The organism is Pectobacterium aquaticum (assembly GCF_003382565.3).
In the GTDB taxonomy this organism is placed as follows: Bacteria; Pseudomonadota; Gammaproteobacteria; order Enterobacterales; family Enterobacteriaceae; genus Pectobacterium; species Pectobacterium aquaticum.
On record NZ_CP086253.1, the window covers coordinates 228,072 to 255,053 of the forward strand.

General features: G+C 52.6%; 22 protein-coding genes, 2 tRNA genes, 3 rRNA genes and 1 riboswitch. Of the genes, 11 read left to right on the forward strand and 16 right to left on the reverse strand.

Annotation, left to right across the window (positions count from 1 at the left end):
- Positions 1-237: 237 nt before the first annotated feature.
- The 7 genes from thiH to rsd all read right to left on the reverse strand — a co-directional run bounded on the left by thiH (position 238) and on the right by rsd (position 6,605).
- Positions 238-1,374 carry a 2-iminoacetate synthase ThiH gene (gene thiH / locus DMB82_RS01015; RefSeq protein ID WP_116164309.1) on the reverse strand — a complete coding sequence of 379 codons (1,137 nt, stop codon included), beginning with the start codon at positions 1,372-1,374 and terminating at the stop codon, positions 238-240.
- Complete coding sequence (locus tag DMB82_RS01020) at positions 1,371-2,156, reverse strand: thiazole synthase (RefSeq protein ID WP_102116820.1); 786 nt, start codon at positions 2,154-2,156, stop codon at positions 1,371-1,373. Before DMB82_RS01020 ends, thiH begins: the two co-directional genes overlap by 4 nt.
- A 1-nt stretch (position 2,157) precedes the next feature.
- Complete coding sequence (gene thiS / locus DMB82_RS01025; protein WP_102116819.1) at positions 2,158-2,358, reverse strand: sulfur carrier protein ThiS; 201 nt, start codon at positions 2,356-2,358, stop codon at positions 2,158-2,160.
- Entirely contained in the window at positions 2,339-3,133 is a 795-nt protein-coding gene (locus tag DMB82_RS01030; RefSeq protein ID WP_116156679.1) for a HesA/MoeB/ThiF family protein, read from the reverse strand. The genes thiS and DMB82_RS01030 overlap by 20 nt, the downstream gene beginning before the upstream one ends.
- A gap of 1 nt (position 3,134) precedes the next feature.
- On the reverse strand, positions 3,135-3,776 hold the full coding sequence (gene thiE / locus DMB82_RS01035) for a thiamine phosphate synthase (protein ID WP_116164307.1): 642 nt from the start codon (positions 3,774-3,776) through the stop codon (positions 3,135-3,137).
- Positions 3,773-5,752 carry a phosphomethylpyrimidine synthase ThiC gene (thiC, locus tag DMB82_RS01040; RefSeq protein ID WP_116164305.1) on the reverse strand — a complete coding sequence of 660 codons (1,980 nt, stop codon included), beginning with the start codon at positions 5,750-5,752 and terminating at the stop codon, positions 3,773-3,775. The genes thiE and thiC overlap by 4 nt, the downstream gene beginning before the upstream one ends.
- Before the next feature lie 114 nt (positions 5,753-5,866).
- Positions 5,867-6,021: riboswitch (TPP riboswitch) on the reverse strand.
- A 122-nt stretch (positions 6,022-6,143) separates the two neighbouring features.
- The gene (gene rsd / locus DMB82_RS01045) at positions 6,144-6,605 is read right to left on the reverse strand and encodes a sigma D regulator (RefSeq protein ID WP_102116815.1); all 462 of its coding nucleotides are present in this window, start codon (positions 6,603-6,605) and stop codon (positions 6,144-6,146) included.
- 108 nt (positions 6,606-6,713) lie between these two features.
- Between rsd and nudC the strand changes: the two genes are divergently transcribed.
- The 6 genes from nudC (at position 6,714) to DMB82_RS01075 (ending at position 11,200) form a co-directional block, all read left to right on the forward strand.
- Complete coding sequence (nudC, locus tag DMB82_RS01050) at positions 6,714-7,496, forward strand: NAD(+) diphosphatase (RefSeq protein ID WP_102116814.1); 783 nt, start codon at positions 6,714-6,716, stop codon at positions 7,494-7,496.
- Positions 7,497-7,595: 99 nt separating this feature from the next.
- Positions 7,596-8,660, forward strand: a complete 1,065-nt coding sequence (gene hemE / locus DMB82_RS01055; RefSeq protein ID WP_116164303.1) for a uroporphyrinogen decarboxylase — start codon at positions 7,596-7,598, stop codon at positions 8,658-8,660.
- Between the two features lie 15 nt (positions 8,661-8,675).
- Complete coding sequence (gene nfi, locus DMB82_RS01060; protein ID WP_116156676.1) at positions 8,676-9,344, forward strand: deoxyribonuclease V; 669 nt, start codon at positions 8,676-8,678, stop codon at positions 9,342-9,344.
- Between the two features lie 98 nt (positions 9,345-9,442).
- Positions 9,443-10,033: a YjaG family protein gene (locus DMB82_RS01065; RefSeq protein WP_102116811.1), complete on the forward strand. Its 591-nt coding sequence runs from the start codon at positions 9,443-9,445 to the stop codon at positions 10,031-10,033.
- 203 nt (positions 10,034-10,236) lie between these two features.
- The gene (hupA, locus tag DMB82_RS01070) at positions 10,237-10,509 is read left to right on the forward strand and encodes a nucleoid-associated protein HU-alpha (protein ID WP_005970302.1); all 273 of its coding nucleotides are present in this window, start codon (positions 10,237-10,239) and stop codon (positions 10,507-10,509) included.
- Positions 10,510-10,513: 4 nt separating this feature from the next.
- Entirely contained in the window at positions 10,514-11,200 is a 687-nt protein-coding gene (locus tag DMB82_RS01075; protein WP_102116810.1) for a DUF1481 domain-containing protein, read from the forward strand.
- 75 nt (positions 11,201-11,275) lie between these two features.
- On the opposite strand, the gene purD is transcribed toward DMB82_RS01075, so the two are convergent.
- Both purD and purH read right to left on the reverse strand, forming a co-directional pair.
- Positions 11,276-12,562, reverse strand: coding sequence for a phosphoribosylamine--glycine ligase (gene purD, locus DMB82_RS01080; protein WP_102116809.1), 1,287 nt, complete (start codon positions 12,560-12,562; stop codon positions 11,276-11,278).
- 17 nt (positions 12,563-12,579) lie between these two features.
- Positions 12,580-14,169: a bifunctional phosphoribosylaminoimidazolecarboxamide formyltransferase/IMP cyclohydrolase gene (gene purH, locus DMB82_RS01085; protein WP_116164301.1), complete on the reverse strand. Its 1,590-nt coding sequence runs from the start codon at positions 14,167-14,169 to the stop codon at positions 12,580-12,582.
- A 605-nt stretch (positions 14,170-14,774) separates the two neighbouring features.
- Between purH and DMB82_RS01090 the strand changes: the two genes are divergently transcribed.
- The 5 genes from DMB82_RS01090 (at position 14,775) to rrf (ending at position 19,955) form a co-directional block, all read left to right on the forward strand.
- Positions 14,775-16,316: ribosomal RNA gene (locus tag DMB82_RS01090) — 16S ribosomal RNA — on the forward strand.
- Positions 16,317-16,389: 73 nt separating this feature from the next.
- Positions 16,390-16,466 (forward strand) — tRNA-Ile (locus tag DMB82_RS01095).
- 42 nt (positions 16,467-16,508) lie between these two features.
- Positions 16,509-16,584, forward strand: a tRNA-Ala gene (locus DMB82_RS01100).
- Positions 16,585-16,803: 219 nt separating this feature from the next.
- Positions 16,804-19,710 (forward strand): 23S ribosomal RNA (locus tag DMB82_RS01105).
- Between the two features lie 129 nt (positions 19,711-19,839).
- A 5S ribosomal RNA gene (gene rrf / locus DMB82_RS01110) occupies positions 19,840-19,955 on the forward strand.
- Together the 16S, 23S and 5S rRNA genes with 2 tRNA genes alongside form the textbook arrangement of a ribosomal RNA operon.
- Positions 19,956-20,404: 449 nt before the next feature.
- On the opposite strand, the gene DMB82_RS01115 is transcribed toward rrf, so the two are convergent.
- From DMB82_RS01115 to DMB82_RS01145, 7 genes are all read right to left on the reverse strand, one after another.
- Positions 20,405-21,166: an amino acid ABC transporter ATP-binding protein gene (locus DMB82_RS01115; protein ID WP_116163839.1), complete on the reverse strand. Its 762-nt coding sequence runs from the start codon at positions 21,164-21,166 to the stop codon at positions 20,405-20,407.
- 8 nt (positions 21,167-21,174) lie between these two features.
- Positions 21,175-22,269 (reverse strand): amino acid ABC transporter permease, encoded by a 1,095-nt coding sequence (locus DMB82_RS01120; RefSeq protein WP_116156347.1) that lies wholly within the window; start codon positions 22,267-22,269, stop codon positions 21,175-21,177.
- A 9-nt stretch (positions 22,270-22,278) separates the two neighbouring features.
- Positions 22,279-23,457, reverse strand: coding sequence for an amino acid ABC transporter permease (locus DMB82_RS01125; protein WP_102119400.1), 1,179 nt, complete (start codon positions 23,455-23,457; stop codon positions 22,279-22,281).
- A 66-nt stretch (positions 23,458-23,523) separates the two neighbouring features.
- Entirely contained in the window at positions 23,524-24,549 is a 1,026-nt protein-coding gene (locus DMB82_RS01130) for an amino acid ABC transporter substrate-binding protein (protein ID WP_102119399.1), read from the reverse strand.
- Between the two features lie 377 nt (positions 24,550-24,926).
- A complete protein-coding gene (locus DMB82_RS01135; protein ID WP_102119398.1) occupies positions 24,927-25,592 on the reverse strand; it encodes an amino acid ABC transporter permease in 666 nt (221 codons plus the stop codon).
- A 42-nt stretch (positions 25,593-25,634) separates the two neighbouring features.
- Positions 25,635-26,402 (reverse strand): amino acid ABC transporter substrate-binding protein, encoded by a 768-nt coding sequence (locus tag DMB82_RS01140; protein WP_116156348.1) that lies wholly within the window; start codon positions 26,400-26,402, stop codon positions 25,635-25,637.
- A gap of 156 nt (positions 26,403-26,558) precedes the next feature.
- Positions 26,559-26,957, reverse strand: a complete 399-nt coding sequence (locus DMB82_RS01145; protein WP_102119396.1) for a winged helix-turn-helix transcriptional regulator — start codon at positions 26,955-26,957, stop codon at positions 26,559-26,561.
- Between the last annotated feature and the right edge of the window lie 25 nt (positions 26,958-26,982).

Consider the following 26,982-nt stretch of genomic DNA (forward strand, 5'->3'; position numbering starts at 1 on the left):
GCCGTGACGATAGGCCGAATGTCATGTTGCGCAGCGCTATCCTGAGAATGTTGCCTTCCGTGTAATTCTCATTTCAGCTTGCGAACTGCATCCCAAATCATGCGTATCACGCATACCGATCGCTTAAGATCCGAGATGCGAGGACTACCACGGTGCGAGGTGTCCCTGCGGGAACCTCATCACCGTGTTTCCCTCTCACTTCACGCTTCTGTGACCACTATCAGGCATATCGCCGCGTTACCTGCGCAATGACTCTCTGCCTAAATAACTGTCCCAGTCTTTCCATACGGGCTGGAGACCTGCTCGTATGATGGCCTGCGCTACCTCTTCAGGGCGTCGTGAATCATGCGGTGAAAACTGTTCCAGTTCAGGATGGTCGTCGGCGTAGCCACCTGGCTGGGTTTTGGAAAATGCGCTGACGGTGTTAATTGCGATAGGAATGGCATGATCGCGAAAGAAAGGCGATTCACGCGTGGAAAGCGACAGCTCAATATCCGGTGACAGCAACCGGAATGCACAAATGACCTGCATGAGCTGCGCTTCATTCATAAGCGACGCCGGTTCAATGCCGCCTGCACAGGGGCGCAGGCGCGGGAACGAGATAGAATACCGGCTCTGCCAGTAGTTCCGCTGTAAGTGCAGCAGGTGTTCCGCCACCATGTAGCAGTCGGTGCGCCAGCTATTGGACAGGCCGATTAAAGCGCCTAGCCCGATCTTGTCGATCCCCGCACGACCCAGTCGATCCGGCGTGGCGAGTCGCCAATGGAAATCCTGCTTTTGTCCTTTTAGATGATGCAGTTGATAGGTCGCCGGATGATAGGTTTCCTGATAGACCATCACGCCATCTAACCCCAGCGTTTTCAACTCGGCATATTCGTCTTGCGACAGCGGCTGAACTTCAATCATCAGCGAACTGAAGAGCGGTCGGATGAGTGGAAAGACGCGACGAAAATAATCCATGCCTACTTTACGCTGGTGTTCGCCGGTCACGAGCAACAAGTGTTCAAACCCCAGTTTCTTGATAGCGGCGCATTCACGCAGGATCTCTGCTTCATCCAGCGTTTTTCGCTTGATGTGGTTACTCATCGAAAAGCCGCAGTAGGTGCAGTCGTTAGAGCACAGGTTGGACAGGTACAGCGGGACATAGAAGCTTACCGTATTGCCGAAACGCTGGCGGGTGAGCTGTTGCGCCCGCTGAGCTAGCGGTTCCAGATAGGCGCTGGCGGCAGGTGAAATGAGCGCCATAAAATCGCCACGTGTCAGGTGTGGGGCAGCAAGCGCTCGCTCGACATCACGTGCGGTTTTACTGTTGATGCACAGCGTCAGGTCATCCCAGTCGAGCTGTTCCCAGACGGTTTGGAAATCGACGCTCATCGCTCCGCCCCTTCTGTTTGCTGATGCAGAAAACCGGTGAGCGGGCTGGTGGCGCTGGCGACAAATTGCTTACTTCCCAGACCGGCCTGACAGGCAAGCCCACCGGCATCGACTGCCAGTCTGAATGCGTGTGCCATCGCTACGGGATCGCGGGCAACGGCGATGGCCGTGTTGACCAGTACAGCGTCGGCTCCCATTTCCAGTGCCTCGGCCGCATGACTGGGCGCGCCAATGCCCGCATCGACAATCACCGGAACACGCGCCTGTTCGATGATGATGCGGAGAAAATCTCGCGTTTGCAGTCCTTGATTGGAGCCGATCGGTGCGCCCAGCGGCATCACTGCCGCACAGCCGACTTCTTCCAACCGTTTGCACAACACAGGGTCGGCACCGCAGTAGGGCAGCACCGTAAATCCCTCTTTTACCAGCTGTTCGGCGGCTTTCAGGGTTTCGATAGGATCGGGCAGCAGGTATTTCACATCGGGGTGAATTTCCAGCTTCAGCCAGCGAGTGCCCAGCGCTTCTCGCGCCAGTCGGGCCGCAAAAATGGCTTCGTCTGCGGTTTTGGCCCCTGAGGTATTCGGCAGCAGCGTAATACCGAGCTGGCGTAGCGGGGCGAGAATGGCGTCGTTGCCGCCGTTCAGGTCAACGCGTTTCATCGCCATAGTGACTAACTGAGAACCAGAAGCCTCAAGTGCTGCCAGCATCAATTCTGGCGTGGCGAATTTCCCAGTGCCGGTCAGCAGCCGTGAAGTGAATGTCGTATCGGCAATGTGCAGCATGTCATCCTCCCGCGATTGCCTGAAAAAGCAAAATATCATCACCGTCTTGCACCTGATGTTGTGGCCAGGTGGCGTGCGGGATAATGGTTTGGTTGATGGCCAGCGCTGTGCCAGGCTGGAGCCGATTGATCTGGCTCAGCAGCGCTTCAACCGTGGTGGCCTCTGGGCATTCAAAGGGTTCGTCATTCAGCGTGATTTTCATGCTTCCCTCCACATACTGGGCAATGGGGGGCACGCGTCAGTTGGAGCGTGTTCCAACTCTGCTGTTTGCCATTGAACATCCTCAGCTTGCCGTCTAGCGCGGACGGTATACCGGCCAGCAGTTTTATCGCTTCCAGTGCCTGAAGCGTGCCAATCACGCCGACCACCGGCCCCAGCACGCCGGCGGTGCGGCAGTTGCGCTGCGGTTCGGTCGTATCGGGGTACAGGCAAGCGTAGCAGCCAGCGTGATAAGGCGGTGTGAAGACGGCGAGCTGGCCGCTGAAACCGACGGCGCTCCCGCTGATGAGCGGCTTGCCTGCGCTAAAACAGGCGGCGTTAACCGCGTGGCGCGTGGTCATGTTGTCGCTGCAATCCAGCACCAGATCGACGCGGCTGACGGCGCTGTATAACGCGTCACCGCTGAGCCTTTCGGTAATCGCAATCGCTTCTGAGTGCGGATTTAATGCCTGTAGCTGACGCTGCGCCAACACGGCTTTGGGTTTGTCGGTGTCGCTGGTGCGATACAGAATCTGGCGTTGCAGGTTGCTGATGTGCAGTGAGTCATCGTCGGCAAGCAGTAGCGTGCCGACCCCAGCGGCGGCCAGATAGAGCGAAGCGGGCGCCCCAAGCCCACCCAGCCCAACGAGCAGAACGCGGGCGGCTTTGAGCTTCTCCTGACCTTCCGGGCCAATATCTTCCAGCATTAGTTGACGGCTGTAGCGCATGAATTCGCTATCGCTCAGTCCGGCAGGCGCTGGATGGTGAGTCGTTACCATATCATGCCTCCCGTCCTTCAATCATTTTGAGCAGCGTCGTGGTGGCCTGCCGCCAGTCTGGTGCCTGAGTAATGGCGCTGACGACGGCAATGCTGCCGACGCCCGTTGCCAGCACCGCAGGTACTCTGTCGATGCTGATGCCGCCAATTGCAACGGTGGGAAAACGGTCCTGCAGATCGGTTATGTGCCGCGTTAGTTCGGCCAGCCCCTGCGGCGCTGATGGCATATCCTTGGTTTGCGTCGGGAAAATATGCCCCAGCGCGATATAGGACGGGTTTATCGCCACCGCGCGTGCCAGTTCACGATCGTCATGCGTAGAGACGCCTAAGCGCATACCCGCTTGTTTAATCGCGGCCAGATCGGCAGTATTCAGGTCTTCCTGACCCAGATGTACGCCGTATGCCTGATGTTTTACCGCTAATTTCCAGTAGTCATTGATGAAGAGCTGCGCCTGATAGCGGCGACCCAATGCGATCGCCTGGATCACATCGGCTTCGGCTTGTTCATCTGACCGATCTTTGATCCTAAGCTGGATCGTTTTCACCCCGACGCCGAGTAGTCGCTCGATCCACTCCACGCTATCGACGACGGGATAAAGCCCCAGTCGCTGTGCCGTTGGGGCAAAAGTCGTCGAGTCCGTCATTTGCTTTCCTCGGTTTGCAGGCTGGTGGCGCTGTGATAAAGCTCGCTGCCGCGCGAGCGGAATTCTTGCGACATCTGCGCCATACCCACTTCAACTGGTTTGGCTTCTGCTTCCTGTTTCGCGGCGTAGTCGCGTACTTCCTGTGAGATTTTCATCGAGCAGAATTTAGGGCCGCACATGGAACAGAAGTGGGCGACTTTGCCGGATTCCTGCGGCAGCGTTTCATCGTGGTAGGCACGGGCGGTTTGGGGATCGAGCGCCAGATTGAACTGGTCTTCCCAGCGGAATTCGAAACGTGCTTTTGACATGGCGTTATCACGGATCTGCGCACCGGGGTGGCCTTTCGCCAAATCAGCGGCGTGAGCGGCGATCTTGTAGGTAATCAGCCCCTGTTTGACGTCTTCTTTGTTCGGCAAGCCAAGATGTTCCTTCGGCGTCACGTAACAGAGCATCGCACAGCCGAACCAGCCGATCATGGCGGCACCGATGCCAGAGGTGAAGTGATCGTAACCCGGAGCGATATCGGTGGTCAGCGGGCCGAGCGTATAGAATGGTGCTTCGTGGCAGTGTTCAAGCTCTTCGGTCATATTGCGGCGGATCATCTGCATCGGAACGTGGCCGGGGCCTTCGATCATCACCTGAACGTCGTATTCCCAGGCAATTTTGGTCAGCTCACCTAACGTATGCAGCTCGGCAAACTGGGCTTCGTCGTTGGCGTCCTGAATGGAACCCGGGCGTAAGCCGTCACCCAGCGACAGCGCAACATCGTAAGCGGCACAAATTTCACAGATTTCACGGAAGTGTTCGTACAGGAAGCTCTCTTTGTGATGCGACAGGCACCACTTTGCCATAATGGAACCGCCGCGTGATACGATGCCGGTCAGGCGTTTGGCGGTCATCGGCACGTAGCGTAACAACACGCCAGCGTGGATCGTAAAATAGTCCACGCCCTGTTCTGCCTGCTCCAGCAGCGTATCGCGGAACATTTCCCAGTTCAGGTTTTCCGCCACACCGTTCACTTTTTCCAGCGCCTGATAAATCGGTACCGTCCCGATTGGCACGGGGCTGTTACGCAGAATCCACTCGCGGGTCTCGTGAATATAGCGGCCGGTGGAGAGATCCATCACGGTATCCGCGCCCCAGCGGGTAGACCAGACCAGCTTTTCCACCTCTTCTTCGATGGAAGACGTCACGGCGGAGTTACCGATATTGGCGTTAACCTTCACCAGAAAATTACGGCCGATAATCATCGGTTCCGATTCGGGGTGATTGATGTTTGAGGGAATAATGGCACGCCCGGCGGCCACTTCCTGACGGACAAATTCCGGCGTGATGTTTTCTGGCAGAAGGGCGCCAAAACTTTGCCCTGGATGCTGCTGGCGTAGTACCTCGCCGCGAATACGCTCGCGCCCCATATTTTCGCGAATGGCGATAAATTCCATTTCGGGGGTAATGATCCCCTGTCGGGCATAGTGGAGCTGGGTAACGCGTTGGCCTGCTTTGGCACGCAAAGGTCGTGGCAAATGTTCGAAACGCAGATGATCCAGACCGGCATCCGCCAACCGCTGTTGGGTGAAATCGGAGCTGACGCCGGATAGCGACTCGGTGTCGTAACGTTCTGCAATCCAGCTGGCGCGCAGCTTCGCTAGCCCAACGCGGACATCGGGTTGCGCAGCGGGGTCGCCATAAGGCCCTGACGTATCGTAAACCGGAATTGGCTCATTGGGTTCGTATTGGGGGTTGTCTTTACTGCCGCCAAGCAACGTCGGGCTAAGCTGAATTTCTCGCATCGGTACGTGGATGTCATCGCGTGAACCTGTCAGGTAAATGCGTTTGGAATTGGGAAAGGCGGTTCCCTGTAAGGTTTCAATAAACTGCTGGGCGGCGGCACGCTGTTCACGGCGACCGGATTTGGATGCTGTAGATAACTCTGTCTTTACCGACGAGGTTTTTATAGACAAGGGTTCTGTAGACATAGCAAGTTCCTGTAAGACGTAAAGGGAAGATTGCTTGTCTGGAGCCGGAGGGAGTAATAATGATATTGGGCGTCAGAGCAGGTATGTAGGAATACGCAGCCTTGGGCTCAATAGGGGTGCATTACTCTTGTTCCCTTCGCAGGTATTAACCCGATCAGGTTCCGCGGATCCCGAATTAACGGTCTCAGCCTGTGCGCTCATAAGTTTCGTCATAACGATTGATTTCGTAAAACAAAACACGAGCACGCTAGGCACTCCGACAAGATATGCCCGTCTCTTAAACGGGCCAATAAAACCCCTACACTGTATGTCGGCAAAACGCGGATGTCAAAGCGTGCCGCTTTTGCTTTTACAATGTGTGATGATGTCCTGAAATAACGTCAAATGACGGCTATTTGTCGTAAACCTGCTGAATCATTCTGTCTTCTAACGTAAAACGTTCCTCCAGCGCTTCGCCGACGTGGGAGAGTGCCTGCTGGAATTCGAGGCAGTTATCATGGTCGATGGCTGCCGCCAGATGGCTATCGTAAAACGTCATAATTTGCTGTGTGTTATTTTGCAGGGCGAAGTCGAGCTGGGTGGAAAGCGCTAATACTTGTTCGCTGTGCGTCGCTGCTTCATGCAGCATTTTTTCGTATAAATGAAAGTGGCCGGTAGAAAGATAGTCCACCAGATTCTGGCAAAAATTATCCAATGCCTCTTCATCCAGAAGAGAAAGCGTTTCCTTGTTCGGCTTGATGCCAACCAGATGATAGTAAGCCACCAGAAGCCGCTTACGCGCTTGTAGCCATTGGTCGATTAACGCATTATTGCCACCAACGTATTCAGTTAGACTTTGTAGCTGGTTTAGCATTGTTGACTCCGTGAACGGTAAGAAATAACTGAAATCCCAGTTATAAAACTTATGTAATCACTCTGAATGTAAAATGCCAGTGAAGTGGCAGTGGAGCAATAAAAAGATATGGAACAGACGCTAAAAGGTGATGAAACCGGCTGGTGGGTGGTTAGCGACGCGGTACAAATCTGGCTCCCTCAGGGAGAATTGCCGCGCGGAACGGCTACGGCGTGGTCGTTGCAGGGGAAAACGGCTCGCCAAATCGGTGAATGGCAAGGACTGCCTGTCTGGTTGGTGTGCCAGGGCCGCGATACCGATATGGCATCGGTTCGCCAACTGCTCGATCAGGACGTGGATTTATTCCAACTGGCAGGGCGAGGCGTACAGTTGGCTGAGTTCTATCGTTCTCATCGTTTTTGTGGTTATTGCGGCCATGATATGGTGCGGAGCAAAACGGAGCTGGCGTGCTTATGTCACCACTGCAAAGAGCGCTATTATCCGCAGATCGCGCCTTGCATCATCGTTGCGATTCGCCGTGGTGATGAGATTCTGCTAGCGCAGCACAATCGGCATCGCGGAAACATGTACACCGTGCTGGCTGGGTTTGTAGAAGTGGGCGAAATGCTGGAGCAGACGGTCGTGCGTGAGGTAATGGAAGAGAGCCAAATTCAGATAAAAAACTTGCGCTATGTGAGCTCGCAGCCTTGGCCATTCCCTCATTCTCTGATGATGGCGTTTATGGCCGATTATGCAGGTGGTGAAATCAAGCATGATCCGAAAGAGCTACGTGACGCGGGCTGGTTCCGTTATGACCAACTCCCGCAGTTGCCTCCACCGGGCACCGTCGCGCGTCGGCTTATTGAAGATACGGTGGTACTGTGCCGCACTTATCACGAGAACGAAGGCTGACGTGGTACTCTTTGCGTCATAAAGCGTTTGCCTTATAACGCATCCGTTTCATCACATCTATCCGGTGTAGAACCGCCGTGAGGTTGAAAGGAAAAGAACATGATTGATCTGAAAAACGATCGCTATTTGCGGGCGTTATTACGCCAACCCGTTGATGTCACCCCGGTGTGGATGATGCGTCAGGCGGGGCGTTATCTGCCGGAATATAAGGCAACGCGCGCGCAAGCGGGTGATTTTATGTCGCTGTGTAAAAACGCAGAGCTGGCTTGTGAAGTCACGTTACAACCTTTACGGCGCTATGCGCTGGATGCGGCGATCCTGTTCTCTGACATTCTCACTATCCCTGATGCCATGGGCTTAGGGCTTTATTTTGAAGCGGGTGAAGGCCCACGCTTTCACTCCCCGATCACGTCGCATGCCGATGTGGTTAACCTGCCTGTCCCTGATCCAGAACAGGAACTCGGGTATGTGATGAACGCGGTGCGGACGATCCGTAAAAATCTCGCGGGTGAAGTGCCGCTTATCGGCTTCTCTGGCAGCCCGTGGACGCTGGCGACCTATATGGTTGAAGGCGGTAGCAGCAAAGCGTTTACCGTCATCAAGAAAATGATGTTCGCCGAGCCTAAAACGCTACACCTGTTGCTGGATAAGCTGGCTGATAGCGTCATTCTTTATCTCAACGCGCAGATTCGCGCGGGTGCGCAGGCGGTGATGCTCTTCGATACCTGGGGCGGCGCGCTGAGCGGACGCGACTACAAAGAATTTTCTCTGCATTACATGCACAAGATCGTTGATGGTTTGCAGCGCGAGAATGAAAGTCGCCGTGTGCCCGTGACGCTCTTCACTAAAGGTGGCGGCCAGTGGCTGGAAGCGATGGCAGAAACGGGCTGCGACGCGTTGGGGCTAGACTGGACGAGCGATATTGCTGACGCACGCCGTCGCGTAGGCGATAAAGTCGCGCTACAGGGAAACATGGATCCGTCGATGTTGTATGCCGGTCCGGCACGGATCGAGCAGGAAGTGGCGTCGATCCTGGCTGGATTTGGACAAGGCAACGGCCATGTTTTCAATCTGGGTCACGGTATTCATCAGGATGTGCCGCCGGAGCATGCGGGCGTTTTCGTTGAGGCCGTGCATCGGTTGTCTCGCCCTTATCACGCATGATTCACAGGAGGTGATGTGATTGATACACAACGGCTGCGGGCTGAACAGTTGGCCCGCGCTTCTGATGTGATTCGGCACGACGATTTACCTTTTGAGCAGCCCACGTTTATCGCGGGTGCGGACGTTGGCTTTGAGCAAGAAGGCTCCGTAACCCGCGCTGCGATTGCGGTAATGCGCTATCCTTCGTTGGAACTGATAGAATACAAGATTGCGCGTATCAGCACGACAATGCCTTATATCCCCGGCTTTCTTTCGTTTCGTGAATGTCCTGGGCTACTCGCCGCGTGGGCGTTGCTTAAACAGAAACCGGATCTCCTGTTTGTTGATGGGCATGGGATTTCCCATCCACGTCGTCTCGGCGTTGCCAGCCATTTTGGTCTGCTCGTTGATGTTCCGACGATTGGCGTGGCGAAAAGTCGGCTTTGTGGCCGATTTGAGCCATTGGCGGAGAGCGTTGGCAGTCAGCAGCCGTTACTGGATAAAGGCGAGCAGATTGGCTGGGTATGGCGCAGTAAAGCGCGCTGTAATCCGTTGTTTGTGGCGACGGGGCATCGAGTCAGTCAGGATAGTGCATTGTACTGGGTGCAATCTTGTATGCGCGGTTACCGTTTACCGGAGCCGACTCGTTGGGCTGATGCTGTCGCATCAAATCGTCCCGCATTTGTTCGTTGGCAACGGCAGTAAGTGGCTAACGTATTGTCGTAAAACTTTAGGAATTCAGGCATAGGGCGTCACTGTGATTTCAGGTACACTGCCGTCCGTCGCCGTTAATGAGCATAAAAATGTTACGTAACCCCATTCATTTACGTCTGGAAAAGCTGACGAGCTGGCAACATGTCACTTTCATGGCATGTCTTTGTGAACGTATGTATCCAAATTACCACGAGTTTTGTCGTCAAACAGCATTCGGCGACGCGATGGTGTACCGTCGTATTCTCGATCTGGTATGGGAAACATTGGTTGTTAAAGATGCGAAGGTTAATTTCGATAGCCAGTTGGAAAAACTGGAAGAAGCGGTTCCCGCTGCGGAAGATTACGATCTTTACGGCGTCTATCCAGCTATTGATGCCTGCATCGCTCTGGGTGAACTGATTCATTCGCGTTTAAGCGGGGAAACGCTGGAACATGCAATAGCGATTAGCGAAACGTCTATCCGCACGGTTGCCATGCTGGAAATGACGCAGGCGGGCAAAGAAATGACCGACGATGAGCTCAAGATTTTACCTGCGATTGAAGAAGAGTGGGACATCCAATGGGAGATTTTTCGCCTGTTGGCGGCCTGTGAAGAACGCGACATTGAACTGATCAAAGGGCTCCGGTCCGATGTGCGCGAGGCCGGAAGTAGTAACATCGGGATAAATTTGCATCAATAACGCGATAAAACGTGATTTAAGGCCTGAAATGGCCCGTCTTAAGGCTTCACATTCGCACCCTGTCTGGTCTACATTTGGGGGGCGTAAAAAAGTGGCTGTCGGTGCGTGTATGCAGGAGAGTGCTACTACACCCTAAAACGGGATGGGGCATATCCATCGCACTCGATGCTTAGCAAGCGATAAACACACTGTAAGGATAACTTATGAATAAGACTCAACTGATTGATGTAATTGCGGACAAAGCTGATCTGTCAAAAGCACAGGCTAAAGCAGCTCTGGAATCAACTTTGGCGGCAATTACCGAGTCTCTGAAAGAAGGTGATGCAGTACAATTAGTTGGTTTTGGTACGTTTAAAGTGAACCATCGTAATGAGCGCACTGGCCGCAACCCACAAACCGGTAAAGAAATTAAAATTGCTGCAGCCAACGTGCCAGCATTTGTTTCTGGCAAGGCTCTGAAAGACGCTGTTAAATAACCCCATGCCGGTTAAAAGTTTAAGCAGAGGGGCGTTTTCGCCCCTTTTGCTTTTACGACGCTGGTGTGGCGCAGGCCTCGTGCTTATAGCCGTGGTGGCCTGCAGTAGCCGCACCGCACCGCCAGACGTTTTCGCCAGCGGTTACGTTGCCGATCGTGGTGTTGTGCGTTTGTGGCGCAAGGATGATGCGCAGAATACGGCTGCACTGACCACCGTATACAACCCGCTTCAAGGTAATGGTCTGGTAGTGACTCGCTATACGTTCCAGCAGGATAAGCTACGCGAGATACAGCGTAATCAGCTCGGTGCACAACAAGAAGATATGCGTTTGCGCTTTGCAGAAGATGGCACTGTCAGCTTTATGCAGCGGCAGCTTGCCGAAAGGCGTGAATCGGTTTCTGATGATGAAATCGCGCTTTACCACTTTGATGCTAAGCGCATGCTGGAATTAAGCGATGTACTGCGTGCAGGCAAGGTGATGCTAAAGCAAGGGAAATGGCTGGAAGGGCAGGTGCAGTCGTGTGACGGTACGGTGGTTCGCCCTGATTTTGACAATGACTCGCGTGAATGGCTCGCACAGCAAAAAGCGCATGCCACGCGCCCGCTAAACGTCGCGTGGCTGGACGCGCCAGAAGGAACGCAGTTATTACTGGTGGTGGAAGATGACGTCTGCCAGTGGCAGCCTAAATAGGCATTAGCGATAAAAAACCCGGATTTCTCCGGGCTTCAGTATTTATCAGACAATCGTTATCGGACCATCGTTTTATCAGGCTTGCTCGCGCTCAATGGCACGGTAGCCGATATCTTTTCGACAGAATACCCCTTGCCACTGAATGCCTGCTGCTATTTCATAAGCGCGTTGTTGCGCTTCAGCGACGGTATTACCTAACGCAGTGACGCACAGTACACGGCCACCGTTGGTGACGACATCAATGCCGTTCAACTTGGTGCCAGCGTGAAAGACTTTGCCATCTTCGGCATCATGCTGTGGTAAACCGGAAATCACATCGCCCGTATTGTAGTCAGCCGGGTAACCGCCTGCAGCCAATACCACGCCCAGAGACGGACGTTCATCCCAGACAGAATCTTTCTGATCCAGCGTGCCGTCACAGGCTGCCAGACACAGCTCCACCAGATCGGAACGCAGGCGCAGCATAATTGGCTGTGTTTCTGGATCGCCAAAGCGGCAGTTGAATTCGATCACTTTTGGCTGACCATCGGCAGAAATCATCAGACCAGCATACAGGAAACCGACGTAGGTATTTCCCTCAGCGGCCATGCCGTTCACGGTCGGCCAAATTACCTGATCCATCACTCGCTGGTGGATTTCATCGGTCACGACCGGAGCTGGCGAATAAGCGCCCATACCACCGGTATTCGGGCCAGTATCTTTATCCCCAACACGCTTATGGTCCTGACTGGTTGCCATCGGCAAGACATTCTTGCCATCTACCATCACGATGAAGCTGGCTTCTTCGCCATCAAGGAACTCTTCCACCACGATACGGTGTCCGGCATCGCCGAATGCATTCCCCGCTAGCATATCCTGAATGGCGTTCTCTGCTTCCTGCAACGTCATGGCGACAATCACGCCTTTACCCGCAGCTAGTCCGTCGGCCTTGATGACGATAGGTGCGCCTTTGCTGCGTACATAGGCCAGCGCGGGTTCAACTTCGGTGAAGTTCTGATATTCCGCTGACGGGATATTGTGGCGTGCCAGAAAATCTTTCGTAAAGGCTTTAGAGCCTTCTAACTGTGCAGCGCCCTGCGTTGGGCCAAAGATTTTTAGCCCCGCGTTCTGAAACGCATCCACAACACCGATAACTAACGGTGTTTCTGGGCCAACGATGGTTAAATCGATGTGGTTTGCCTGCGCAAAGGTGACTAACGCTGGAATATCCGTTGCGGCGATATCGACGTTGGTCAGCGCAGGTTCAAGTGCGGTGCCCGCGTTTCCCGGAGCAACATAAACATGTTTCGCCAGCGGTGACTGTGAGGCTTTCCAGGCCAGCGCGTGTTCGCGTCCGCCATTACCAATTACTAAAATGTTCATTTCGGTCAGCTCCAGAATTAATGGCGGAAATGGCGCATGTCGGTAAAGATCATCGCAATGCCGTGTTCGTTGGCGGCGGCAATGACTTCATCATCACGAATAGACCCGCCCGGTTGGATCACACAGGTAATGCCAACAGCAGCCGCGGCATCAATACCATCACGGAATGGGAAGAACGCATCAGACGCCATGGCGGAACCTTTTACTTCCAGCCCTTCGTCGCTCGCTTTGATGCCGGCGATTTTCGCTGAGTAAACGCGGCTCATCTGGCCAGCACCTATCCCGATGGTCATATTGTCGCGTGCGTACACAATCGCATTGGATTTAACAAACTTAGCCACTTTCCAGCAGAAAAGGGCATCACGTAATTCCTGTTCGCTCGGCTGGCGCTCGGTGACGACACGCAATTGAGATGCATCGACCATGCCCAGATCGCGGTCCTGTACCAGCAAACCACCGTTGACGCGTTTGAAGTCCAGTCCAGGAACGCGTTGTTGCCAACTGCCGCTGGTCAAGACGCGTACGTTTTGTTTGGCTGCGGTCACCTTCAATGCGGCCTCGCTGGCAGATGGCGCAATAATCACTTCGACAAACTGGCGGCTAATGATGGCCTGAGCCGTCTCTTCATCCAGCTCGCGGTTGAAAGCGATAATGCCGCCGAATGCAGATGTTGGGTCGGTTTTATAGGCGCGCTCGTAAGCATCAAGAATTGAGCCGCCAATTGCTACGCCGCACGGATTCGCGTGTTTAACGATAACGCAGGCTGGTTCTGCAAATTCTTTCACACATTCCAGCGCTGCATCGGTGTCGGCGATGTTGTTATAAGACAGCGCTTTGCCTTGTAACTGTGTAGAGGTGGCGACAGAGGCCTCGTGAATATTCTCTTCTATATAGAAGGCCGCTTGCTGATGGCTGTTCTCACCGTAGCGCATGTCCTGCTTTTTGATGTAGTTCAGGTTCAACGTGCGCGGGAAGTGGCCCGATGGTTTATCGGTATCACCATGGTAAGGCGGAACCAGTGCACCAAAGTAGTTGGCAATCATACTGTCATAAGCGGCAGTGTGCTCGAAGGCTTTAATGGCTAAATCGAAACGGGTTTCGTAGGTCAGTGAACCCTCGTTGGCGTCGATTTCGTTAATGATGGCGCTGTAGTCGCTGCTCTTGACCACGATAGCCACATCTTTATGGTTCTTGGCGGCGGAGCGGACCATCGTCGGGCCACCGATATCGATGTTCTCAACCGCATCTTCTAACGTGCAGTTCTCACGAGCGACGGTCTGGGCAAATGGATACAAATTCACAACGACGATATCAATCGGTTTGATGTCGTGCTGCGTCATGATCGCATCATCTTGATCGCGCCGTCCCAGAATGCCGCCGTGTACTTTTGGGTGCAAGGTCTTCACACGCCCATCCATCATTTCCGGGAAACCGGTGTAGTCAGAGACTTCAGTCACCGCTAACCCAGCATCGGCCAGCAAACGGGCTGTTCCACCCGTTGAAAGGAGCTCGACGCCACGGTGGGACAGAGCTTGAGCAAATTCGACAATACCTGCTTTGTCAGAAACGCTGAGCAGAGCGCGGCGAATTGGACGGCGTTGTTGCATGATGATGTTATCCCCTGGATTTGGGTAGTCAGTAAAGAACGGTATGTGAATATCGTCTTTGTCAGAGCAATAATTGCGGAATAAAGAGAAATATTCAGTTAGCGTTCGCAAAAATACGACGATTTTGAACGGGGTGAATTGTAGCGAAAACGTTTGCGTGATGCTCGTCAATTTTTGAGTAGAATGCTTTCTGTGGATAAGTTTGTGCAAAAATAGGTATAAAGCGGGGTTTTGCTGTGGAATGCAGCAAACAGTCATTTTTCTTTAAAACACCTATTGCGGCCTGACGAGAAGTCCCTATAATGCGCATCCACTGACACGGCAACAGCGACACGCGGTTGTGGTGACAGCAAAAAGATTCAACGAAGCAGTCAGTAATGACTTGACTTCACAGCGGAAAAGCATAGTATGTGCAGCCCGCGCCACCGATGAAGTGGCACTGCTCTTTAACAATTTAATCAGACAATCTGTGTGGGCACTCACAAGACCGTATCTTAACGATATAAAAAAGTCTTGAAGAGTGAACAACAGTAAAATTCATTACGAATGAACAGTGACTAATTCTTTGAGCATCGCTGACGAGTTCAGCAAATCAAACAAATCTTAAATTGAAGAGTTTGATCATGGCTCAGATTGAACGCTGGCGGCAGGCCTAACACATGCAAGTCGAGCGGTAGCACAGGAGAGCTTGCTCTCTGGGTGACGAGCGGCGGACGGGTGAGTAATGTCTGGGAAACTGCCTGATGGAGGGGGATAACTACTGGAAACGGTAGCTAATACCGCATAACGTCTTCGGACCAAAGAGGGGGACCTTAGGGCCTCTCGCCATCGGATGTGCCCAGATGGGATTAGCTAGTAGGTGAGGTAATGGCTCACCTAGGCGACGATCCCTAGCTGGTCTGAGAGGATGACCAGCCACACTGGAACTGAGACACGGTCCAGACTCCTACGGGAGGCAGCAGTGGGGAATATTGCACAATGGGCGCAAGCCTGATGCAGCCATGCCGCGTGTGTGAAGAAGGCCTTCGGGTTGTAAAGCACTTTCAGCGGGGAGGAAGGCGGTGAGGTTAATAACCTTATCGATTGACGTTACCCGCAGAAGAAGCACCGGCTAACTCCGTGCCAGCAGCCGCGGTAATACGGAGGGTGCAAGCGTTAATCGGAATGACTGGGCGTAAAGCGCACGCAGGCGGTCTGTTAAGTTGGATGTGAAATCCCCGGGCTTAACCTGGGAACTGCATTCAAAACTGACAGGCTAGAGTCTTGTAGAGGGGGGTAGAATTCCAGGTGTAGCGGTGAAATGCGTAGAGATCTGGAGGAATACCGGTGGCGAAGGCGGCCCCCTGGACAAAGACTGACGCTCAGGTGCGAAAGCGTGGGGAGCAAACAGGATTAGATACCCTGGTAGTCCACGCTGTAAACGATGTCGATTTGGAGGTTGTGCCCTTGAGGCGTGGCTTCCGGAGCTAACGCGTTAAATCGACCGCCTGGGGAGTACGGCCGCAAGGTTAAAACTCAAATGAATTGACGGGGGCCCGCACAAGCGGTGGAGCATGTGGTTTAATTCGATGCAACGCGAAGAACCTTACCTACTCTTGACATCCACAGAATTTGGTAGAGATACCTTAGTGCCTTCGGGAACTGTGAGACAGGTGCTGCATGGCTGTCGTCAGCTCGTGTTGTGAAATGTTGGGTTAAGTCCCGCAACGAGCGCAACCCTTATCCTTTGTTGCCAGCGATTCGGTCGGGAACTCAAAGGAGACTGCCGGTGATAAACCGGAGGAAGGTGGGGATGACGTCAAGTCATCATGGCCCTTACGAGTAGGGCTACACACGTGCTACAATGGCGTATACAAAGAGAAGCGACCTCGCGAGAGCAAGCGGACCTCATAAAGTACGTCGTAGTCCGGATTGGAGTCTGCAACTCGACTCCATGAAGTCGGAATCGCTAGTAATCGTAGATCAGAATGCTACGGTGAATACGTTCCCGGGCCTTGTACACACCGCCCGTCACACCATGGGAGTGGGTTGCAAAAGAAGTAGGTAGCTTAACCTTCGGGAGGGCGCTTACCACTTTGTGATTCATGACTGGGGTGAAGTCGTAACAAGGTAACCGTAGGGGAACCTGCGGTTGGATCACCTCCTTACCAAGAAGATGTGTGTTAAGTGAAGTGCTCACACAGATTGTCTGATGAAAATAACGAGCAGAAATACCTTAATAGGCTTGTAGCTCAGGTGGTTAGAGCGCACCCCTGATAAGGGTGAGGTCGGTGGTTCAAGTCCACTCAGGCCTACCAACTCTTCCGTGAGTGGTATCTAAGGTATCTGTAAGCAACGATGGGGTTATAGCTCAGCTGGGAGAGCGCCTGCCTTGCACGCAGGAGGTCTGCGGTTCGATCCCGCATAGCTCCACCATCACTACTCGCTGTATAGAAAACTTCAGAGTGTACCTGTATGGGTGCACTGCGACGTTTTGCTCTTTAACAATCTGGAACAAGCTGAAAATTGAAACATGACAGCTGAACATGCATTGGTACCTGCGGGTATGAATGGTGTATCAGTGCGTCAATGAGTCTCTCAAATAATCGCAGCGCGACGTTGGCTTTATTTATTAAAGACACCTTCGGGTTGTGAGGTTAAGCGACTAAGCGTACACGGTGGATGCCTAGGCAGTCAGAGGCGATGAAGGGCGTGCTAATCTGCGATAAGCGTCGGTAAGCTGATATGAAGCGTTATACCCGACGATACCCGAATGGGGAAACCCAGTGTGTTTCGACACACTATCATGACATGAATACATAGTGTCATGAGGCGAACCGGGGGAACTGAAACATCTCAGTACCCCGAGGAAAAGAAATCAACCGAGATTCCCCCAGTAGCGGCGAGCGAACGGGGAGGAGCCCAGAACCTGAATCAGTTTGTGTGTTAGTGGAAGCGTCTGGAAAGTCGCACAGTAAAGGGTGATAGTCCCGTACACAAAAATGCACAAGTTGTGAGTTCGATGAGTAGGGCGGGACACGTGACATCCTGTCTGAATATGGGGGGACCATCCTCCAAGGCTAAATACTCCTGACTGACCGATAGTGAACCAGTACCGTGAGGGAAAGGCGAAAAGAACCCCGGCGAGGGGAGTGAAATAGAACCTGAAACCGTGTACGTACAAGCAGTGGGAGCCTACTTGTTAGGTGACTGCGTACCTTTTGTATAATGGGTCAGCGACTTATATTCTGTAGCAAGGTTAACCGTATAGGGGAGCCGCAGGGAAACCGAGTCTTAACTGGGCGTTAAGTTGCAGGGTATAGACCCGAAACCCGGTGATCTAGCCATGGGCAGGTTGAAGGTTGGGTAACACTAACTGGAGGACCGAACCGACTAATGTTGAAAAATTAGCGGATGACTTGTGGCTGGGGGTGAAAGGCCAATCAAACCGGGAGATAGCTGGTTCTCCCCGAAAGCTATTTAGGTAGCGCCTCGTGAATTCATCTTCGGGGGTAGAGCACTGTTTCGGCTAGGGGGTCATCCCGACTTACCAACCCGATGCAAACTCCGAATACCGAAGAATGTTATCACGGGAGACACACGGCGGGTGCTAACGTTCGTCGTGAAGAGGGAAACAACCCAGACCGCCAGCTAAGGTCCCAAAGTCATGGTTAAGTGGGAAACGATGTGGGAAGGCATAGACAGCCAGGATGTTGGCTTAGAAGCAGCCATCATTTAAAGAAAGCGTAATAGCTCACTGGTCGAGTCGGCCTGCGCGGAAGATGTAACGGGGCTAAACCATGCACCGAAGCTGCGGCAGCGACACTTAGGTGTTGTTGGGTAGGGGAGCGTTCTGTAAGCCGTCGAAGGTGGCCTGTGAGGGCTGCTGGAGGTATCAGAAGTGCGAATGCTGACATAAGTAACGATAATGCGGGTGAAAAACCCGCACGCCGGAAGACCAAGGGTTCCTGTCCAACGTTAATCGGGGCAGGGTGAGTCGACCCCTAAGGCGAGGCTGAAAAGCGTAGTCGATGGGAAACAGGTTAATATTCCTGTACTCGGTGTTACTGCGAAGGGGGGACGGAGAAAGCTAGGTTATCCGGGCGACGGTTGTCCCGGTTTAAGCGTGAAGGTGGATGACCTTGGTAAATCCGGGTCGTCATTAACACTGAGGCGTGATGACGAGTCACTACGGTGATGAAGTAACCAATGCTACGCTTCCAGGAAAAGCCTCTAAGCTCCAGGTAACATCAAATCGTACCCCAAACCGACACAGGTGGTCAGGTAGAGAATACTCAGGCGCTTGAGAGAACTCGGGTGAAGGAACTAGGCAAAATGGTGCCGTAACTTCGGGAGAAGGCACGCTGATGGTAGGTGAAGTGACGTGCTCACGGAGCTGAACTCAGTCGAAGATACCAGCTGGCTGCAACTGTTTAATAAAAACACAGCACTGTGCAAACACGAAAGTGGACGTATACGGTGTGACGCCTGCCCGGTGCCGGAAGGTTAATTGATGGGGTCAGCCGCAAGGCGAAGCTCTTGATCGAAGCCCCGGTAAACGGCGGCCGTAACTATAACGGTCCTAAGGTAGCGAAATTCCTTGTCGGGTAAGTTCCGACCTGCACGAATGGCGTAATGATGGCCAGGCTGTCTCCACCCGAGACTCAGTGAAATTGAACTCGCTGTGAAGATGCAGTGTACCCGCGGCAAGACGGAAAGACCCCGTGAACCTTTACTATAGCTTGACACTGAACCTTGAGCCTTGATGTGTAGGATAGGTGGGAGGCTTTGAAGCGAGGACGCCAGTTCTTGTGGAGCCAACCTTGAAATACCACCCTTTAATGTTTGATGTTCTAACGTGGGCCCGTAATCCGGGTTGCGGACAGTGTCTGGTGGGTAGTTTGACTGGGGCGGTCTCCTCCCAAAGCGTAACGGAGGAGCACGAAGGTTAGCTAATCCTGGTCGGACATCAGGAGGTTAGTGCAAAGGCATAAGCTAGCTTGACTGCGAGAGTGACAGCTCGAGCAGGTGCGAAAGCAGGTCTTAGTGATCCGGTGGTTCTGAATGGAAGGGCCATCGCTCAACGGATAAAAGGTACTCCGGGGATAACAGGCTGATACCGCCCAAGAGTTCATATCGACGGCGGTGTTTGGCACCTCGATGTCGGCTCATCACATCCTGGGGCTGAAGTAGGTCCCAAGGGTATGGCTGTTCGCCATTTAAAGTGGTACGCGAGCTGGGTTTAGAACGTCGTGAGACAGTTCGGTCCCTATCTGCCGTGGGCGTTGGAAGATTGAGAGGGGTTGCTCCTAGTACGAGAGGACCGGAGTGAACGCACCACTGGTGTTCGGGTTGTGATGCCAATTGCATTGCCCGGTAGCTAAGTGCGGAAGAGATAACCGCTGAAAGCATCTAAGCGGGAAACTTGCCTCGAGATGAGTCTTCCCTGGGCACTAGATGCCCCTGAAGGGCCGTTGAAGACGACGACGTAGATAGGCTGGGTGTGTAAGCGTAGCGATACGTTGAGCTAACCAGTACTAATGACCCGAGAGGCTTAACCTTACAACACCGAAGGTGTTTTGAGAGTGACTCATAGCGACGTGTTTTGATATTTAGCTTGTTCAAAGATTGGTTCTGATGGTTGTGCGAGGGCGTGAGCGAAGCATGACGGTTGGAATGAAACAGAATTTGCCTGGCGGCGATAGCGCGGTGGTCCCACCTGACCCCATGCCGAACTCAGAAGTGAAACGCCGTAGCGCCGATGGTAGTGTGGGGTTTCCCCATGTGAGAGTAGGGAACTGCCAGGCATCAAATAAAATAAAAGGCCCAGTCGAAAGACTGGGCCTTTTATTTTATCTGTTGTTTGTCGGTAATCGCTCTCTGGAGTAGGACAAATCCGCCGGGAGCGGATTTGCACGTTGCGGAGCAACGGCCCTGAGGGTGGCGGGCAGGACGCCCGCCATAAACTGCCAGGCATCAAACACGTGGAAAGCCCCTGTCGAAAGACAGGGGCTTTTTGCTATGGGGTGTTATCTGCAATAGATTTCCGAGCTGTGTATTTATTTAGGCGTATCAGGTAGATAGCCGTAACAAATACGGGATAGAGAAGCAGTGATAGAGGGGCAGTTTTAGTATGCAGAAACCTTCCTAACTTATCCAGTTCGCGTTAATTATGCGTTAACGCGAGCAGTGAGATCCATCATAATGGCGATATTGGGGAAGGCCTGCGTAGGACACGCAGGCAGGATGCTTCAGATTAGTGCAGGATTTGTGAAAGAAATGATTGCGTGCGCTCTGAACGAGGGCTGGAGAAGAAAATATCTGGTGGGGCTTGTTCTACGATCTCACCTTGATCCATAAAGATCACCCGATCAGCGACGGTTCTCGCGAATCCCATTTCATGCGTGACGCAAAGCATCGTCATTCCATCCTGAGCTAGCCCAAGCATAGTATCTAGCACCTCTTTTACCATTTCAGGATCCAGCGCAGACGTCGGCTCGTCAAACAGCATAATCTTGGGCTTCATGCACAGTGAACGGGCGATGGCCACACGTTGTTGCTGGCCTCCAGATAGCTGCCCCGGAAATTTATGCGCATGTGCGGCGATACGCACGCGTTCCAGATAGTGCATTGCCAGCTCTTCCGCTTCTTTTTTCGGCGTGTGGCGCACCCAGCATGGTGCCAGGGTGCAGTTCTGCAACACAGTTAAGTGTGGGAAAAGATTGAAGTGTTGAAAAACCATGCCAACTTCAGTACGAATTTTTTCGATGTTGCGCAAATCATTATTTAATTCAATCCCATCAACGACAATTCGCCCTTGCTGATGCTCTTCGAGATGATTAATACAGCGTATGGTGGTTGATTTCCCCGAGCCGGAAGGGCCACACAGCACAATGCGTTCCCCCTGCCTGACCTGAAGATTGATGTCTTTAAGCACATGAAATTGCCCGTACCACTTATTCACATTCTCTAAGGTAATCATGTGATCGGTTGATTGAGTTAATACAGTCTGATTCATGGATGGCCTCAGTGTGACTTGTGTCCGGTGTTAAAACGATTTTCCAGATGTTGGCTATAGCGCGACATGCTGAAACAGAAAATCCAATAGACCATCGCGGCAAAGACATAGCCTTCCGTCGACATGCCCAGCCAAGTCGGATCGACCGTTGCTTGTTGGATACTGCTGAAGAGATCGAAAAGACCGATGATGATCACCAGACTCGTGTCTTTAAAGAGAGAAATAATGGTATTCACCAGACCCGGGATAACCATTTTCAGCGCTTGCGGGAGAATGACCAGCCCCTGCATACGCCAATAGCCTAAGCCCAGTGATTCAGCGGCTTCATATTGTCCTTTCGGCAGTGCCTGCAAGCCACCGCGAACCACCTCTGCGACATAAGCGGACTGGAATAAAATAACGCCGACTAATGCCCTCAGCAGTTTATCGATCGTGGTGCCTTCCGTTAGAAATAGCGGTAGCATCACGGATGACATAAAAAGCACGGTGATGAGCGGTACACCACGCCAGAACTCGATGAACACGACGGAAAGCATACGGACAATCGGCAGCGTGGAACGACGACCTAATGCGAGCAAGATACCAAGTGGCAGTGCACCCGCAATACCCACGGCGGCGATGATCAGCGTCAACGTTAGGCCACCCCATTGATAGGTTTCCACTCTACTGAGTCCGCCAAAGCCGCCGTAAAGCAACCACCAGGCGATGAGCGGATACGCCACTGCCCAGACGGCAAGATAGCGTCCGCGATAGGGGATGCTTTTCAGGAACATCGGCAGGATACTGAGTAGCCCGATAGCGAGTGCAAAGTTGATGCGCCAGACTTCCTCTGCCGGATACAGTCCATACATGAAATGACTAAATCTGGCATGGATGAAGACCCAACAAGCACCATCACGCGTACAGTCATTCCGAGTTGTACCGATCCAGTTCGCCTGAAAGATCGCCCAATTAAGCAGCGGCGGTATGGCAACCCACAACAGCCAGAGGCAAAATAGCGTTAACAGGCTATTGCTGATACTTGAGAAGAGATTACGTCTAGCCCACTGCATCGCTTTGAACAGAGGGGACTGACGGTCTTGCGTATAATGGTTCATCGTCATGACGTCCTCTTAGCGTTCGACTAACGCGATTTTGCGGTTATACAGATTCATCAGCAGCGAGATCAGTAGGCTGATAATGAGGTAAACCGACATGGTAATGGCGATGGTTTCAATAGCCTGACCGGTCTGATTCAGCACCGTTCCTGCGAACAGCGACACCATATCGGGATAACCAATCGCGGCAGCCAGCGAAGAGTTCTTCACAATATTCAGATACTGGCTGGTCAGTGGCGGAATGATGACGCGTAGCGCCTGTGGGAGTATGACTTTACGCAGCGTCACGGGATTCGGTAAGCCGAGAGAACGTGCCGCCTCGTGTTGACCGTGGGAAACCGATTGGATGCCTGAACGAATGATCTCGGCGATAAACGATGAGGTGTAGACCGACAGAGCGACGGTCAATGCCGCCAGTTCAGGGATCAGTACCATACCACCGCGGAAATTAAAGCCTTTTAATTCCGGCATGTCCCAGTGAAAGGCTGCACCAAAAATCAGATGGCTGAGTGCACACAGCCCAAGCAGCAGGCCTAGCGCCAGCGGCCAGGTTCTGCGTGGCTGGCCGGTTAACGCGTGATAGCGTTGGTTACGCCGGAAAACACCCCATGTCACGACCAACGTAATAATGAGAGAAAGAAAAAATGCCGCTGCACCTGATTCCAATTCAGGGGAGGGCAGATAGAAGCCACGATTGCTGAGAAAGGCGACATCAAACGCGCTGATTGACTGACGCGGTCCCGGCAGATTTCGTAGTACAGCAAAATACCAAAAAAAGATCTGCAATAGCGGCGGAATGTTACGGAATATCTCAATGTAAATGTTAGATATTTTTCGCAGTAACCAGTTGTCGGATAATCGGGCCAGACCAACTGTGAAGCCGAGAATCGACGCAAACACGATACACAACGCTGAAACCAGAAGCGTGTTGAATAGCCCAACAAGAAAAACGCGGGCGTAGGTGTCACCTTGTTGATAGTCAATCAGGTGCTGGACGATGCCAAAGCCAGCGCTTTTATTCAGGAAATCGAAGCCAGAGGTAATGCCCCTTTGTGCCAGATTGGTCACGGTGTTGTGCAACAGGTAGGCTGCGACAGCCAATACAGCGATAACAACGACAACTTGATACAGCCAGGCGCGCACCGCTGGATTAGTCAGTGATAAATCACCTTTTACGGTTGGGCGTTGTAGCATGCTTGAACCTCGAAACGGGGCTACTGAAGGGCGCAGCGATCCACTACGCCCAGGGTTTTCTGATAATTAACGTACCGTTGGCGCGTACTGAATCCCGCCTTTGTTCCACAGTTCGTTCAGGCCGCGTTTAATTTTCAGTTCGCTGCCCATGCCGACATTACGTTCAAAGACTTCGCCGTAGTTGCCGACTTGTTTGATGATTTTGAATGCCCAATCGTTCGGTAATTTGAGATCTTTACCGTAGCTGCCTTCATGACCCAGCAAGTGAGACATATCTGGCGTGGTTGGTTTTGCTGCTAGTTGATCGACGTTTTTCGAGGTCACGCCCATCTCTTCCGCGTTCAGCATGGCGAACAGCGTCCAGCGTACAATCGAGAACCACTCTTCATCGCCACGGCGTACCACTGGGCCCAGCGGCTCTTTGGAAATCACTTCTGGCAGAACGATGAATTCCGCAGGTTTGCTCAGCTTGATACGCAGTGCGTACAGCTGTGACTGGTCTGATGCCAGCGTATCGCAGCGGCCAGACTCCAGCGCTTTGGCGCTTTCATCAGAGCGGTCGAACGTGACAGGGGTGTACTGCATTTTATGGGTCTTGAAGTAGTCAGCGACGTTCAGCTCGGTATCGGTGCCGGCCTGAATACAGACGGTTGCGCCGTCCAGCTCTTTGGCGCTGGTTAAGCCCGCTTTGTTGTGTGTCAGGAAGCCAATGCCGTCGTAGTAGGTCACGCCAGTAAAGAGCATGCCCATGCCGCCATCACGGGAAGACGTCCAGGTGGTGTTACGTGATAGCACATCAACCTCGCCGGATTGCAGCGCAGTGAAGCGTTCTTTTGCCGTCAGCGGCGTGTATTTAACTTTATTGGCGTCGCCGAATACGGCGGCTGCAAGGCCGCGGCACACATCAACATCAATGCCGGAGTATTTGCCGCTGGCGTCTGCATAGGAAAAGCCGGGCAAACCATCACTGATACCGCATTGCACAAATCCTTTCTTCTGAATGGCGTCCAGCGTTGCGCCCGCATGGGCTTGATTGATGGCGGCAAAGAGTGACGCGCCAGCAACCAGAGTAGAAATCACTATTCTTTTCATAATCATCCTAGCGTCTAGAGTTATCTGCTGTTGTTGCAGTACACCGTTGTGTTGCGGTGCACAATGAGGTGCACCCTACCTGTCTGTCGGGATGCCGACGTGAGCAGAGCAAAGCAAATAAAATGCCAATTTTCTATTTGATTGATAATCAAGACGAAAATGAAGGGTTGCTGATCTAAGTAGGTAATTCTAAATAGGTATGAACGCACCGTGATAAATGCAAAGCGGGCAATGTGCCCTTTTTTGGTGCGTCAAAATGGAGAGCGCGAGATGCCTTCAGCCACTCTGCGCGTTGTGGAGAACAGTGAGTAAGGCTGAGTGTTAAGTGGGGGGGAGTGCCATCAGCCCAGCGGTGGCGTGGGTTGATGGCGTGAATGTTAGTGTGTGATGTGGCGCTGATAATACTTTTCGAGCTTAACCTGTAGCTGGCTTAGCACGGTGCTGAACATCAGGTAAATCAGCGCCGCCTCGACGTACAGAATCAAGGGTTCATAGGTAACAGAAACGATGCGTTGGGCGGATAAAAACATCTCTGGCACGGTGATCACGGCGGCCAACGACGTATCCTTGATTAAGGAAATAAACGTATTGGAGAGCGGCGGTAGCGACACAAAAACGGATTGAGGGAAGATGACCCAGCGAATCGCCTGCTTGCCATTCATACCGAGAGAATAGGCAGCATTCCATTGACCTTTCGGGACAGACAAGATGGCTCCGCGCACGATCTCCGAGCTATAAGCACCCACGCTGATAGTGAAACCAATGAGTGCGGCAGGAAAGGCATCCAGAGTAATCCCCGCGCTGGGCAGCCCATAAAAAATCAGGAAAAGCTGCACCAGTAATGGCGTGCCACGGATAACCCAAACGTAGAAATCCCCCAGCCATTTCAACGGCTTTGGGCCATAAAGGCGAACCAGCGCGATGAGAATACCGAGGGCTAAGCCAAATATGAAAGACAGAATCGCCAGAGGGACAGTGAATTTAAGTCCCGCAGAAAGCAGACTCCAAAAGGAGTCTGCCATGAGTTGTAGCCAAGGCGGCATGAAAACGAGCTCCGATAACGGTATGCGCTGATAACAGTGCGATTATTGAGAAACATCCTCCCCGAAGTATCGCACAGATATCGTTTTATAGGTGCCGTCTGCTTTAATTTCATCCAGAGCTTTATTCAATGCCTCCACCAACGGAGCCTGATTTTTACGTACCAGAATCGCAGAAGGCTCACCGTCTTTTGAGGTTGCCGCAATCTTCACGTTGGCATCCGGCTTCTGCTTTTTGAAATCCAGGAATGACAGATTATCGTTCAATGTGGCATCGGCACGGCCGCTGAGAACCAGATCCAGCGACTGGTTAAAACCATCCGTTGGTACAATTTCCGCACCATAGCTGGTGGCTTGCTTAGAGTAATTACTGGTCAGGCTCTGGGCAGATTTTTTGCCTTTCAGATCGCTGAAATCTTTGAGGGTGGTGTTATCGCCACGGACAACCAGCACCGCCTTGGAATCAATATAAGGCTTGGAGAAATCATACTTAGCCTGACGCTCTTTGGTTACACCAACCTGATTGATGACCGCATCGTAGCGCTTGGCATCAATACCGGCGATTAACCCGTCCCAGCGTCCTTCAATGAACTGGGCTTTCACGCCAAGTTTTTCCGCCACTGCACGGCCAATATCCACATCAAAGCCAACCAACTGGCCGGATTTATCATGATAGGTGTAAGGCGCGTAGGTGCCTTCTGTGCCGATCTTGATAATCCCTGCGGACTTGATGGCGCTAAGGTCATCGGCATGAGCGAATACGCTGGTAGCAAGCAGGGCGCTGGTCAGTAAAGCAAAACGTATTTTTTTCATTATGAATTCCTGTGAGTAGTGTGCAGTGATGCGCTTATAACTTTTATTAATAACGAATCTACGCGACAAAACACCTGTTTATAAATCACGTTGTGTGATGGTTTATATCAGAAGTGAATATAGTGGCTTTGCGTCGTTTTGGCGATGTTGCTCACCTTACTGCGTGAACAGACTATCCGCCTCATTTGAGGTGTTTTGGGCATGTAAAATGGAGGGGAGGTTGCCCTCTATCCATAGAGCCAGTCCCTCGACAAGTTTGCTGACTTCTCTGCCCATTGGCGTTAACGAGTAATCGACATGCGGCGGGATCACGGGATGTGATACGCGCAAAACAAAACCGTCATGCTCCAGCGTTTGCAACGTTTGCGCCAGCATCTTTTCGCTAACGCCGCCCACTGTTCGCCGTAGTTCACTGAATCGATAGGTGCGCTCACGTAGTGCCAACAATACTAATACCCCCCAGCGGCTCGTCACATCGCGCAGAATGGTTCGTGAGGGGCACGCTTCTGCCATCACATCAGCACAGGTAAAACTAGGTGAGGATTCTGGCGTCATGTTTCTCTCCTGATTCAGTCATATG

What these genes read in the sequence shown, in the direction of transcription:
- thiH (WP_116164309.1), bottom strand. Translation starts at nt 1,374, where the DNA reads ATGAGCGTCGATTTCCAAACCGTCTGGGAACAGCTCGACTGGGATGAC.
- DMB82_RS01020 (WP_102116820.1), bottom strand. Translation starts at nt 2,156, where the DNA reads ATGCTGCACATTGCCGATACGACATTCACTTCACGGCTGCTGACCGGC.
- thiS (WP_102116819.1), bottom strand. Translation starts at nt 2,358, where the DNA reads ATGAAAATCACGCTGAATGACGAACCCTTTGAATGCCCAGAGGCCACC.
- DMB82_RS01030 (WP_116156679.1), bottom strand. Translation starts at nt 3,133, where the DNA reads ATGGTAACGACTCACCATCCAGCGCCTGCCGGACTGAGCGATAGCGAA.
- thiE (WP_116164307.1), bottom strand. Translation starts at nt 3,776, where the DNA reads ATGACGGACTCGACGACTTTTGCCCCAACGGCACAGCGACTGGGGCTT.
- thiC (WP_116164305.1), bottom strand. Translation starts at nt 5,752, where the DNA reads ATGTCTACAGAACCCTTGTCTATAAAAACCTCGTCGGTAAAGACAGAG.
- rsd (WP_102116815.1), bottom strand. Translation starts at nt 6,605, where the DNA reads ATGCTAAACCAGCTACAAAGTCTAACTGAATACGTTGGTGGCAATAAT.
- nudC (WP_102116814.1), top strand. Translation starts at nt 6,714, where the DNA reads ATGGAACAGACGCTAAAAGGTGATGAAACCGGCTGGTGGGTGGTTAGC.
- hemE (WP_116164303.1), top strand. Translation starts at nt 7,596, where the DNA reads ATGATTGATCTGAAAAACGATCGCTATTTGCGGGCGTTATTACGCCAA.
- DMB82_RS01065 (WP_102116811.1), top strand. Translation starts at nt 9,443, where the DNA reads ATGTTACGTAACCCCATTCATTTACGTCTGGAAAAGCTGACGAGCTGG.
- hupA (WP_005970302.1), top strand. Translation starts at nt 10,237, where the DNA reads ATGAATAAGACTCAACTGATTGATGTAATTGCGGACAAAGCTGATCTG.
- DMB82_RS01075 (WP_102116810.1), top strand. Translation starts at nt 10,514, where the DNA reads ATGCCGGTTAAAAGTTTAAGCAGAGGGGCGTTTTCGCCCCTTTTGCTT.
- purD (WP_102116809.1), bottom strand. Translation starts at nt 12,562, where the DNA reads ATGAACATTTTAGTAATTGGTAATGGCGGACGCGAACACGCGCTGGCC.
- purH (WP_116164301.1), bottom strand. Translation starts at nt 14,169, where the DNA reads ATGCAACAACGCCGTCCAATTCGCCGCGCTCTGCTCAGCGTTTCTGAC.
- DMB82_RS01115 (WP_116163839.1), bottom strand. Translation starts at nt 21,166, where the DNA reads ATGAATCAGACTGTATTAACTCAATCAACCGATCACATGATTACCTTA.
- DMB82_RS01120 (WP_116156347.1), bottom strand. Translation starts at nt 22,269, where the DNA reads ATGACGATGAACCATTATACGCAAGACCGTCAGTCCCCTCTGTTCAAA.
- DMB82_RS01125 (WP_102119400.1), bottom strand. Translation starts at nt 23,457, where the DNA reads ATGCTACAACGCCCAACCGTAAAAGGTGATTTATCACTGACTAATCCA.
- DMB82_RS01130 (WP_102119399.1), bottom strand. Translation starts at nt 24,549, where the DNA reads ATGAAAAGAATAGTGATTTCTACTCTGGTTGCTGGCGCGTCACTCTTT.
- DMB82_RS01135 (WP_102119398.1), bottom strand. Translation starts at nt 25,592, where the DNA reads ATGCCGCCTTGGCTACAACTCATGGCAGACTCCTTTTGGAGTCTGCTT.
- DMB82_RS01140 (WP_116156348.1), bottom strand. Translation starts at nt 26,402, where the DNA reads ATGAAAAAAATACGTTTTGCTTTACTGACCAGCGCCCTGCTTGCTACC.
- DMB82_RS01145 (WP_102119396.1), bottom strand. Translation starts at nt 26,957, where the DNA reads ATGACGCCAGAATCCTCACCTAGTTTTACCTGTGCTGATGTGATGGCA.